This window comes from Comamonas denitrificans, from assembly GCF_042654745.1.
In the GTDB taxonomy this organism is placed as follows: Bacteria; Pseudomonadota; Gammaproteobacteria; order Burkholderiales; family Burkholderiaceae_C; genus Comamonas; species Comamonas denitrificans.
This window is the reverse complement of the sequence record NZ_JBHSEY010000066.1, coordinates 1-1,683: the sequence shown is the minus strand read 5'-3', so window position 1 is coordinate 1,683 and position 1,683 is coordinate 1. Positions and strand designations below refer to the sequence as shown.

2 protein-coding genes are annotated in these 1,683 nt (G+C 41.9%); both read right to left on the bottom strand.

The genetic code is table 11. From position 1 onward, the window contains the following. Positions 1–59: 59 nt before the first annotated feature. Positions 60–800 (bottom strand): hypothetical protein, encoded by a 741-nt coding sequence (locus tag ACFO24_RS13305; protein WP_005403709.1) that lies wholly within the window; start codon positions 798–800, stop codon positions 60–62. Positions 801–802: 2 nt separating this feature from the next. Then, a partial coding sequence (locus ACFO24_RS13300; RefSeq protein ID WP_377738780.1) for an AraC family transcriptional regulator occupies positions 803–1,683 on the bottom strand: 881 nt, incomplete at its 5' end.

Genomic DNA, 1,683 nt, shown 5'->3' with positions numbered 1-1,683 from the left:
TCGAGATACTACAAATAGCTTTTTGGTAGGACCGATACCGAATAAATATCCATAATACATCAGGAGAAACTTTTTTTAATTTTCTGTAACCGGTCATAAATCAGTGGCGGATAATTTGCATGATATTCACCACACTCTGGGCAATGCTCTTGTTTTAGGTACGCTTGATTGTCGAGATCTTGATAAGGAAAAACGCTGAAGAGAAGTTCGTGCTGCATAAGCGTTTTATAAAAACTCTTATGATAAGGTGCAATCTCGCTGTCTTTGATTTTGTCGAAATATAGGTCAACGCTGTTCAAAATGCTCATAATTTCTTTAACCCCGTCGAACCTTAAAATGTCGTCATCTTTGTGAATATCAACATCTAAGCTCTCTAGATCCTCAATGAAACATTTAATCGCTCGCCGGGAATGCAAAAGGATCATTTGCGACTTGCCATCAATCATCTTTTCCTGATCGTAGCTAAAATTTTTAATGTTTCTTTCGACGAACATATAAAGTTCGTGAAGCTGATTCAACTCGTGCCTCAGTTGCTCCTTCGTATATTCCTTTTCGATTTGCTGATGGAGGATGCCATTAGCGTCAATCTGAGCTTTTAACACCAGAAAGAGAAGCACTGAACCCAGAATTTGTAGAAATGGGCTTGAAATACCTCCAAGAACATCTCCTATTTCGCCATAACCTTTCAAATATTGCAGCGGAAGAAGAGGTGCAAACAAAGGGATAAGCAGGCAAGCCGCACCACCAATGACTATGACCCAGAAAGCTATTTTGGTAACAGGAGAGTTATAGATATTCATTTTTACACCTTTTCAGAATTTTCTTTTCTGTACGCGCTAGGAGTTTTGCCAATTTTTTTCTTAAACAACTTTTGAAAGTGTTCATGTGCCGGATACCCAATGGCTTCACTCACTTCGGGAACAGACTTACCGGATTCTTTAAGCAGCTGCTTTGCTTTTTCAAGCCGACAATAGGTTAAATAATCAAGAGGTGTCATGCCTGACAGCTCCTTAAATTTGACGCTGTAGTTCGTACGCGACATCCCCGCAATCCCGGCGAGATCGTCAAGACCCCATTTTTTATCGAGACTATGATGAATAGCTTCCAAGGTTTTGCTGAGTTGCGGATTTTCGATCAGTTTGAAGAATCCAGCATTTTTATTGGATTTGTACATGTGGATTCTTAACGCTTGCACGAAGATAATTTCGGTCAGCTTTCTGACTAACGTGTTGCTTCCAGGAAGCCCTGATTTTGCTTCCTGCTCTATAATACTTAAAAGCATGGCAAGCCAAGGCGAGTGGGAGTTATCAGCACTCTTGATATGCACGACATTTGGCAGCGAATTTAAGAATGGATGATCGGGTCCGCCATTAAAACAAAAATGTCCGCAAACGACGTTGGCTTTGAGCTTGCTCTGATCACCGTATTCCAAAACTTGAGCTTCGGTGAGGTTGGCTTTAGCTCTAAATTCGACCGCAGGCTCGGCCTTGATTTTTGGTGCACTGGCCATGGTGTGCTCCATCCCTTTGAAAAAGATCAAAATATCGCCCTGCTCCGCCAATGCTTTAAGTTTAAGTTTTGGCACCTCATACCAAAACTCGCCATGAGTCACGATGTGAAATCTCGCTAGATTCTCTTCCTGCGGGAGGCTGATGCCCCAGTCTCCCGCAAATGAGGTTCTAT

Coding starts and splice junctions, on each gene's coding strand:
- ACFO24_RS13305 (WP_005403709.1), bottom strand. CDS start 800: ATGAATATCTATAACTCTCCTGTTACCAAAATAGCTTTCTGGGTCATA.